Origin of the sequence: Alteromonas profundi, assembly GCF_010500865.1 — a bacterium.
GTDB classification, from domain to species: domain Bacteria; phylum Pseudomonadota; class Gammaproteobacteria; order Enterobacterales; family Alteromonadaceae; genus Alteromonas; species Alteromonas profundi.
In genome coordinates this window covers 1-2,338 of sequence record NZ_JAAAWN010000070.1, presented here as the reverse complement: position 1 = coordinate 2,338, position 2,338 = coordinate 1, and the positions used below count along the sequence as shown (strand labels likewise).

The 2,338-nt window shown below is 41.7% G+C and carries 1 protein-coding gene; it reads right to left on the bottom strand.

The window, feature by feature from the left end; translation table 11 throughout:
* Positions 1–131: 131 nt before the first annotated feature.
* On the bottom strand, positions 132–2,123 hold the full coding sequence (locus tag GTH32_RS19120; protein ID WP_163088782.1) for a RecQ family ATP-dependent DNA helicase: 1,992 nt from the start codon (positions 2,121–2,123) through the stop codon (positions 132–134).
* Positions 2,124–2,338 lie beyond the last annotated feature (215 nt).

Below are 2,338 nucleotides of genomic sequence, written 5' to 3'. Positions count from 1 at the left end.
TGGCGTTTAACCTTCACTTTTTTTTGGCGAAAGATCTGATCACCAAACGTCATGAATGTTCCCATCTTTTTTATCCCACTGATTTCGCTATATTATTTGTGGGGATACCTCAGACTCTGACCCCATTATTTCTAGATTAGCTCGCTAACTAATTGCTTCACATCTGCATAACGGCAGTGTTCACAACTTCCATAGCCCTTAACTTGCTTCACTTTCAATCGAGCAAAGAGAGGCATGGTCATGGCGGTTAAAAATCGGCAATAGATGGATATCGTGATTGGGTCATTAAATTTTCCCTCTAGGTGTGCTCTTAGTGCTGCCATTGCTGCAGATACTTGTTCTCTCTCTGGTGTTGGTATGGGGCTTGAGTAGCTAAGTTTTGCGACTTTGCCTTCGCAAACGCTGCAATGGCCGCATTTACGTGGCGCTTGGTTATCATCGAAATAGGCTGATAAGTTGAAATTTAAACAACTATCTTGTTCAAAAAACTGAACTAGCGCGGCAATTCGCTCAACCTCTTTTTGTTCATTTTCAGCAAAATAGTGCGCTAATTTATCTGCCAATTCATTTTGTTGAAGTAGCGAATAGTCAACACTGTACACATCGGTAATTAAGCGCGACGCTAGCTCAATATGATTATGCTCGTGCAAATACTCTAGTGCAGCCACAACTCTCGAGCGCTCTGCCCCATATTGTGCGTAGATGCTATCGAAATTTACTACTCCCCATACTTTTTTCATATTTGAATGAGTGAAAACTGCCTCTAAGAAATCTCTTCGTTCTTTAGAAAATAAATTAAGGATGTCTACTTGCTTCGTATTGAAACGGAATTTATATTCGGCAAAGTAGGCGTACAGGGGGCGAATAACCTTGGCTAACTCTAACTGTACCAATAAAGTTTTTAAGGGTAACTGCCGAATGTTGCTTATACTCGATAAGCTGTTAATTTGCGTTTCCCACTGGTAAACGCTGCTACTTGTCGGGGTGGGGGGAGCTTTGATATTAGCAGCTTTTAAGTGCGCAGGCGCTTGCGCTGAAATATCATCTATCACCCGCCGAATGGCGCTTTTATCGGGTGTGTCGCCATACACAAAATTTTCAATGGTCACCAAACCGTCTAAGTTTGCCAGCACTGTGCAGTTGGCTGTACCTCCATCACGCCCGCCTCGACCAATTTCTTGGCTATAGTTCTCAATAGATTTTGGTAAATCGTAATGTATAACAAAGCGAATGTCAGACTTGTCTATACCCATACCAAACGCGATGGTAGCTACTACAACTTGCAGCCTATTTTCCATAAAATCTTGCTGAATACTTTGCCTAACATCATTGTGTAGACCTGCGTGGTAAGCTTGTGCGGCGTACCCATTCTGTTGTAGGTATTGCGCAACTTCTTGCGCGGTGTTTTGAAGGGTTACATATACAATACCCGCGCCTTGCTGGCGTTGTAATTCTTCTAGTAATACTTTGTTTTTATTAGTATCTGCTACAGGTAATACATTTAAATTTAGGTTAGGTCGATAAAACCCTGTTTGGATAATATTTTCATGAGCAATATTAAAGCGGCTGGCCATATCTAACTTTACTTTTTGAGTGGCAGTAGCCGTTAGCAATAATACTAAAGGAATGTTCAGTTCTTTTTGATAGGCCGGTAGCTTTAAATAGTCGGGTCGAAAGTTGTGGCCCCATTCAGAAATGCAGTGTGCTTCGTCTACCACTAACATGCTCACTTGAATCGATTCTATAAACTGTCTAAAACGCTCGTTTTTAAAGCGTTCTACCGACACCATTAAAATTTTGCAGCGCCCAGAACGCACGTCATTCATCACTTGCTTGTTTTGCTCAGCAGTCAAAGTTGAATCGATGCTGGCTGCTGCAATACCTTTGCTGTGTAAAAACGAAAGCTGGTCTTTCATCAAGGCCAATAAAGGTGAAATGACCAAAGTTAAGTGGGGGAGTTGGGTAGCAACATATTGGTAGCACAACGACTTTCCAGAGCCAGTGGGAAATATCGCTAGTGTAGAACGTGCGTTGAGTAGGCCTTCAACAACCTCTTGTTGGCCTTGTCGGAAAGCAGTAAAACCGAATAAATTTTGAAGCAATTGTGAATGGGGTGATGTCATCGTTACAAGCTTTCCTTACAAGGTTTGAAGAAAAATAATGGGGTCAGAGTCTGAGGGATCCCCACAAATAATATTGCGAAATCAGTAGGATAAAAAAGATGGGAACATTCATGACGTTTGGTGATCAGATCTTTCGCCAAAAAAAAGTGAAGGTTAAACGCCATGAATGCCCTATCTATTGTGAACAAAGTCGTATCGCTTGTCAGCTTAAAAAT